At 31.0% G+C, this 6,755-nt stretch carries 6 protein-coding genes; 1 reads left to right on the top strand and 5 read right to left on the bottom strand.

What is annotated here, in order from left to right; genetic code table 11:
• Positions 1–73: 73 nt before the first annotated feature.
• The gene (locus JJE11_RS11875) at positions 74–1,015 is read right to left on the bottom strand and encodes a ribonuclease H family protein (protein ID WP_291635852.1); all 942 of its coding nucleotides are present in this window, start codon (positions 1,013–1,015) and stop codon (positions 74–76) included.
• 370 nt (positions 1,016–1,385) lie between these two features.
• Between JJE11_RS11875 and JJE11_RS11870 the strand changes: the two genes are divergently transcribed.
• Positions 1,386–3,146, top strand: a complete 1,761-nt coding sequence (locus JJE11_RS11870) for an ATP-dependent metallopeptidase FtsH/Yme1/Tma family protein (protein WP_291635850.1) — start codon at positions 1,386–1,388, stop codon at positions 3,144–3,146.
• Positions 3,147–3,411: 265 nt separating this feature from the next.
• On the opposite strand, the gene JJE11_RS11865 is transcribed toward JJE11_RS11870, so the two are convergent.
• The 4 genes from JJE11_RS11865 to JJE11_RS11850 all read right to left on the bottom strand — a co-directional run bounded on the left by JJE11_RS11865 (position 3,412) and on the right by JJE11_RS11850 (position 6,432).
• Complete coding sequence (locus JJE11_RS11865; RefSeq protein WP_291635848.1) at positions 3,412–4,416, bottom strand: rhomboid family intramembrane serine protease; 1,005 nt, start codon at positions 4,414–4,416, stop codon at positions 3,412–3,414.
• 28 nt (positions 4,417–4,444) lie between these two features.
• Complete coding sequence (locus JJE11_RS11860) at positions 4,445–5,503, bottom strand: HD-GYP domain-containing protein (RefSeq protein WP_291635846.1); 1,059 nt, start codon at positions 5,501–5,503, stop codon at positions 4,445–4,447.
• Between the two features lie 71 nt (positions 5,504–5,574).
• On the bottom strand, positions 5,575–5,973 hold the full coding sequence (locus JJE11_RS11855) for a DUF6762 family protein (protein WP_291635844.1): 399 nt from the start codon (positions 5,971–5,973) through the stop codon (positions 5,575–5,577).
• Between the two features lie 15 nt (positions 5,974–5,988).
• The gene (locus JJE11_RS11850; protein ID WP_291635842.1) at positions 5,989–6,432 is read right to left on the bottom strand and encodes a Fur family transcriptional regulator; all 444 of its coding nucleotides are present in this window, start codon (positions 6,430–6,432) and stop codon (positions 5,989–5,991) included.
• Positions 6,433–6,755: the final 323 nt, after the last annotated feature.

The following is a 6,755-nucleotide window of genomic DNA, read 5'->3' as shown; positions in this document are numbered from 1 at the left end:
CGAGCAAAAGATTAGAATTCCTTAATCAAATTTCACGCTTCAAGTTCACATTGCAAGTCACGCAGGAGAACTTTTATACCTCCCGCTCTAGCAGATAGATAATAAACTCTGTTTTCTCTGAGCTACTTAGATTATCTATTAGACTCTTAGCTACTTCTGGCTTCGTGGTATACTCAGATGCAATCTCATCAAATCCATATACTTTAATCTCTTTCTTAATCTTTTCTTTAACTTCTACTTTATTTGTCTCTTCACCAGAATTTATAACAATTATATTCGCATCTCCGCTGGTCGCTATCTTTAGGATTTCTCTTTTTACCTCATCACTAGCCACATTTATAGTATTCTTAGCCAGCCATTTTTCTACAACCTTATCTGATTTTATCCCTAATCTCTCTTTACATTTTTCATCAACAAGCTCATTGAACAAATCTCCTGTGTGACTATCCACCTTAACAAATATAACCTCTATTCCACTCTTCATAAGTTCTTGCATTTTCTCATAATATTCCTTTGATGACTCTTCTTTCCTACCCCAAAAACCTGTAGCATGGTAACAAATCCCAACATAATCATGAAATATTACTACCTTCTTCTCCCCTTTATCTAATGCATACTGAACTCCTTTAACTGCACCCGCAAGTTCCCCTGCTATTTGCCTTATATTTCTTGCTGAATCACTTTTACCTGCACCACTCTCTATATGTAGAACTACATCACTCTGCACAGCTACCATTCCATAAGAATACTCCTCTGTAGAAGCATTATAACTACCATCAACATAAACATGAAGGCAATCCTCTGGATAATTATTATCTGCTTTTTTAAGTGCATCTCCTGCACCACTTAAGAACTTTTTAGCCTCATTTATATCCTCAAAGCTCTTATACTTAGCACCTTTTACACCTTTTACATATTTTAAGCACTCTGCCCAAGTGTTAACTATTTGATTTTCAATTCTTTCATTAGTAGTAGAATTTAATCCTTCTTTTATTGCATAAACTTTCTTTCCCATTTTATCCATTCTCCTTATTCTAAATCTATTCTGTCTGTGAAATCATCATCTCTGAAGCTGAAATATCGTTATTTTTTTTCATATGTGAATCTATCTTAAATAAAGTATACAACAAATTATGAATATATCAATTGCATTTTTTACAATATTTACATTACCAAATTCTATGAGTATCGTTGGACAAGGCCTTCAAAACATATTATAATAGACCTTATAGCTTACAGAATTAGTAAACTATTATCTATAACAAATATAAGAGTACAACCTGTGAATTAATAGAAACAGTAAAAAAATATATTATGCGAAAGGATGTGACTGAGGCGACTCCACAACTATACTAAAATAAATGTGGTTTTCTCGCTTCGAGCCTATGATTAAACTTAAAAACAAATATATTTTAATTCCTATTATCACTGCAATTTGTTCAATAGTATTTCTCATTTTTGTGAGTAATACATTTAAAGTATCTACAGATAAATTATATATAGATTTTCTTAAAGATGTTTCTTCTAAAAGTATATCCACTGTATACGTAACAACTGCTCCTAAAATTCAAGTTAAACTTAAAGATGGAACTATTTACTCAACTGACAATCCAAGAACTAATAATTTCAAAGAAGACTTATTAAAGAATGGTATAAATGTTTCTGAACAAACTCTAACCAATCCTACTGAAATAGCTTCAATTGCAGCTTTAGTGATTTCAATCATAGCACTTGGAATTATGTCCTTCAAATCTTCAAAGAGAACGGCTAAAGGCATGTTCTCAGCTACAAATCTTGATGTTACTGCAGTAGAGGACATAGGTTATAACTTCGCTAATGTAGCAGGTAATGAAGAAGCTAAAGATAGTGTCCAGGATGTAGTAGATTTCCTTAAAAATCCTAAAAAATATTCTGCTTATGGTGCTAGAATGCCCAAAGGAATAATTTTATATGGAGATCCTGGAACTGGTAAAACCTTACTTGCAAAAGCTGTGGCTGGCGAAGCAAATGTTCCTTTTTATGCTGTATCCGGTTCTGATTTCGTCCAGGTATATGTAGGGGTTGGAGCTGGGAGAATCAGAAGCTTATTTAAGAAAGCAAGAAGTCATGGCAGGGCAGTTATCTTTATCGATGAGATTGATGCAATTGGTAAGAAAAGAGATAGTCGCGGTGGCGGTTCTGACGAAAAAGATCAGACTCTTAACGCCCTTCTAACTGAAATGTCTGGTTTTAATGAAACAAAGGGCATAATGATAATTGCAGCAACTAACAGGCTTGATATGCTAGATGATGCACTACTTAGACCCGGCCGTTTTGATAGACATATCGAAGTTACATTACCTGATGTATCTGCCAGAGAGAAAATTTTAAAACTTCATCTTAAAAATAAACCTATTAATAATATAGATTATTCGCAATGGGCACATAAAACTACATCTTTTTCAGGTGCAAAGCTAGAGAACTTAGCTAATGAGGCAGCTATTATTGCCTGTAAGGACAATTCTACATTTATTGAAAATGAGCATATGGATAAAGCTTATTCAATAATGCTAGCTGGTTATGAAAAAGTTGATAGGGATTATATTAAAGATGAGGATAGAAAAATTACCGCATTCCACGAAGCGGGACATGCTTTAATTTCACTAAATGTGTTGCCAAATGATAAAGTATCCAAAGTAACTATAATCCCAACTACCAAAGGTGCAGGCGGTTATACTTTAAGTATTCCTGAAGATAAACTATATATGAACATGGAACATTTAAAGAAAAAAATAATGGTACTACTAGGTGGTAGGGCTGCTGAAGAAATTATCTTTGGCCATGAACATGTAACTACTGGTGCTTATAATGACCTGCAAAGAAGCACGCAGCTCGTAACTGCGATGATAACAGAATACGGTATGGGTGAATCACTCGGACTGCTTACTATGGGCAAACTCACAGACTCAGGCTTTACAAATCAAGAATCAGCATTTATAGAATGTAAAAATTTAATATCAGAATTATATGAAGAAGTTAAAAGTATCCTGATAGATAAAAAAGAATCTTTAGAGTCTATTACAGCTTTATTGATTGATAAGGAAACTATAAATCATGAAGATCTAATTAATATCATTGGGGACAAAACTATTGATATAGTTGCATAACTTGTCGATATTTGGTATAATATAAATTAACAAGTAAATTAGCGAGTAAATTAACACGTAAAATATAATTATTATAAAAGGAGGCCATTTAAATGTTACAATTAATTGGCGGCATAGTTGTTATCATAATTGTATTAAAATTTTTCGGAATTTGGTAATTGCTACAACAAATATTTAAATTTTTAGGCACATTCAAACAAATAACAAGTCAATAGATAGCATATTGACTTGTTATTTGTTTAAATGTGCCTTTTTAAATACCTTATTAACCTTCTGCTCTAAAAGAAATTAAAAATGATATTATCATTCCTCCAAGAAGTCCGCCTAAATGAGCGAAATTATCGATGCCTGGTATCGTAACTCCTATAAATATATTTATAAATATAACAGATAAAATATTTTTTATAAAACCATTTCCAGTTTTACCTTTAGATTTAATTGCATAAACGAGTACTGCACCTAAAAGTCCAAAAATCGCACCCGAAGCTCCAATAGAAACACTTGTTGAAAAAATATAACTAAATATAGATGCACATATTCCAGCAATGAAATAAACAGCAATATATTTCGCCTTTCCATAAACCCTTTCAACCATTGGTCCAATAATATAAAGTGAATACATATTGACACCTAAATGCACAATTCCACCATGTAAAAACATACAAGAAATAAGTCTATAATACTGACCCTCTGCAATTAGATTATTAACCTTAGCTCCAAGCAAAATTAAAACATTGGTATCACTTGTAAATATGCTACCTTTTGCATAAACATAAGTCAAATAAGCGGTAACTATATACATCGCAACATTTATAGCTATAATTCCCATAGTAATGTATGGTTTACCCTGTAGACTTGTTTTTTCGCTATTGCTATGTAAATTGATATTATTAATAAGATCAGCTAAATCATTTACCACTTGCATATTTACATTTTCAGAGTAGTTTACTTTTCTTTCTAAAACATTTACTCTAATCAGGGGCTTTCCTAATAAATTATTTATTGAGAGAGCTTCTTTTATTTCAAGTTCTTCTGATTCATCCTCAGAAAATAGTATATATACATTGTTTTTATCATCTGGAATATCATATTGTGTTAACTCGCGAAGGCTAAGTACCGTCATAAATATTAATCTTTGCGAAGCCCCACTAATATCTTTGGTCACTGTCCATAACTGTGAATTGTTATCCTTACTTCTTATTTCCTCTAATAAATATCTATGCCTTTGAGTAATACCATTTATAATGGTATTTATATCTTTTTCTTTCATATTTTACTCCTAATAAGGTTTATATTTTTTATATTATTGACTTCACTACAACATTATGGCATTGCAACAAATCTATCTCATAAAATTTAATAGGTTTCCTATCTTCCCCTTCATAAAGCACTCTTAATACTGGCCTATCAGGAAATTTTTTGTTTTGTTTAATTACATATCCTTCAACTCCGTTTGATAACTTTAAACAAACGCCTAATGGAAATACTGAAAAGGTTTCTTTGAAATTTCTTACTACATCTTCGTCAAAAACACTACCGCAGCCAGCTAATATTAGTTCGTAAGCATCCACAGGATTAAATTTCTCTCTATAACTTCTATCATTACTTACAGCATCATAAACATCACAAACACTAATTATTTTTGCAAACTTAGAAATACTATCTTTTGTAAGTCCATAAGGATATCCAGTTCCATCAATTTTTTCGTGGTGCTGTTCCACCGCTTTTAGAATTTCACTAGACATGGAAAAGTTCTTTTCAAGAATCTCTTTTCCATAAGTAGGATGATTCTTAACTTCTTCATATTCTTCAAATGTTAGCTTATCTGGTTTCGTTATGATGTCTTTAATAACACTAGTTTTACCTATATCATGCAGGATTGCTCCGATGCTTAGCTCTTTTAAATCACTTTCCTTAAGATTCATTGAAAGGCCAAGAAAAATTGCCATGATTCCAGTATCTATAGAGTGAAGATATGTATAGTTATCATAAGTCTGAATGTCATATAAACTTTTATTTACATCACCCATCTCAATAATATAATTAACTAAGTCTTCCACAACCGATAATGATTCTTTAGTGCCTTTTTTATCTGCCGCAGTTACATTCTTTATTATCTTTGACATGTTTTTCATAGTTATAGCTTTTAGATCACTTAGTTTTTCATCTTCTATTGATATATCATCTAATCTAGCATCTTCTATATACACATAAAAAACACCTAAGTCCTTAAGTCTTTTGATATACTGCCCTGTTAATTTAACTCCTGTTCTTAGCAATACACTTCCATCATCTGTAAATATATTTCTGCCTAAAATTTCATCAACTTTTACTCTATTAATAAACTCAAGTCTCATAGATTGTCACCTCTAAAAAGTTTGCCATAATACTGCAATTTACTTTTATAATTAAATTGTTTTTCTTGTATCTACTTATATTCTTCTTTTTTATCTTCAATTTTTATAAAAACTTCTTTAAGTTCTTGCTTTATTAATTCACATATGTCAATTATAGCTTCGCGAACAACCATATGATCTGTAGAATATTTAAACTTAACCAGCCAAGTTGGATTATACTCATCATCGATAGCTTCAATAGAGTAACCTTTATTCGTAAAGACATCCTCATTAAAATAATCATAAATTGCTGTAAATTGCCATTCTTCCACATCAACCTGAGTATCAAAAAATAAATTAATTAGTTCTCCAGAATAATTTAATTTCGTAACAAATTCTGCCCCATCTGATGCTTCATAGCTTCCAAGTTCTTTGACAAATTGATTAGTCTCTTTATCTACTTCCATTAGTACCAATGAAGAAAATTGCATAAAACCCATCCTCTCTTATTTCTTATATTCTTTCCATTCTTTACATTCTTTACACTCTTTACATTCCCTGCAAATTCCCTTTAAATAAACATGACTTTCCGTAAGAGTTATTCCTGTCTTTGCCTTTATTTGTTCCTCTATTTGAGGTATTGGGCAATCTATGACCATTTCCTTATGACATAAATCGCACTGGATTATATGTTTGTGGGCATTTTTAATTATAGTGTAGTTATACATATTATTACCCAAATCAAATTTATTTAATATCTTTTTACTCACTAGTAAATCTAAGGTTCTATATACCGTAGACAAGTCTATTTTTATGTCATCTTTTTTAAGTAGCTCATATATGAGATTAGCATTTATAGCCTCTTTACTACAAAGTATAATTTCTAGTATATTTTTTCTTGCTTTAGTAATTTTAATATTATTATCTTTTAGATATGAAATTATATTCATTTACATCACCTTACTAAATTATTATAACAATTATACCAATTATAATATACCTCAATCGTGTCATGAATACAAGCATTGCTTAAAATAATTAACTAAAATTAAAGGCTTCTACAAAAGTAGAAGCCTTTAAAAATTCTATTTTAGTATCTTAATCTACTTTAGTGGCTTAATCTACTAAAGTAGGCTTAATCCGCTAAAGCGGCTTTAATTATTTCATTGCCTTTAATGCTGCTAATAAGTAACTCCACATTCTATCTGTTGATGAGATACTTAAGTGTTCTTTAGGTGTGTGTACATCATAAATATTAGGGCCAAAGGATATT

The sequence above is a fragment of the Clostridium sp. genome (assembly GCF_016650095.1).
Taxonomy (GTDB): Bacteria; Bacillota; Clostridia; order Clostridiales; family Clostridiaceae; genus Clostridium_AD.
The sequence above is the reverse complement of the archived record's forward strand: the minus strand, read 5'-3'. Positions and strand labels throughout refer to the sequence as shown.

What these genes read in the sequence shown, in the direction of transcription:
- JJE11_RS11860 (WP_291635846.1), bottom strand. Translation starts at nt 5,503, where the DNA reads ATGAGACTTGAGTTTATTAATAGAGTAAAAGTTGATGAAATTTTAGGC.
- JJE11_RS11875 (WP_291635852.1), bottom strand. Translation starts at nt 1,015, where the DNA reads ATGGGAAAGAAAGTTTATGCAATAAAAGAAGGATTAAATTCTACTACT.
- JJE11_RS11855 (WP_291635844.1), bottom strand. Translation starts at nt 5,973, where the DNA reads ATGCAATTTTCTTCATTGGTACTAATGGAAGTAGATAAAGAGACTAAT.
- JJE11_RS11870 (WP_291635850.1), top strand. Translation starts at nt 1,386, where the DNA reads ATGATTAAACTTAAAAACAAATATATTTTAATTCCTATTATCACTGCA.
- JJE11_RS11850 (WP_291635842.1), bottom strand. Translation starts at nt 6,432, where the DNA reads ATGAATATAATTTCATATCTAAAAGATAATAATATTAAAATTACTAAA.
- JJE11_RS11865 (WP_291635848.1), bottom strand. Translation starts at nt 4,416, where the DNA reads ATGAAAGAAAAAGATATAAATACCATTATAAATGGTATTACTCAAAGG.